Raw genomic sequence first — 229 nt, forward strand, 5'->3', positions numbered from 1 at the left:
GTTTCAACACACAGCCGCCTAAAGGCGGCTGGAATCGAGAATTTCTTTATCATTCTTTTTTAAACGGTTTCAACACACAGCCGCCTAAAGGCGGCTGGATTCGGACGGCGAGACTATCGCGGCAGAAGCAATGTTTCAACACACAGCCGCCTAAAGGCGGCTGGAAATTTCTTCAGCAAGCATGGATGCGGCACGGATGTTTCAACACACAGCCGCCTAAAGGCGGCTG

The organism is Neisseria sp. HMSC15G01, from assembly GCF_001808255.1.
In the GTDB taxonomy this organism is placed as follows: Bacteria; Pseudomonadota; Gammaproteobacteria; order Burkholderiales; family Neisseriaceae; genus Neisseria; species Neisseria subflava_A.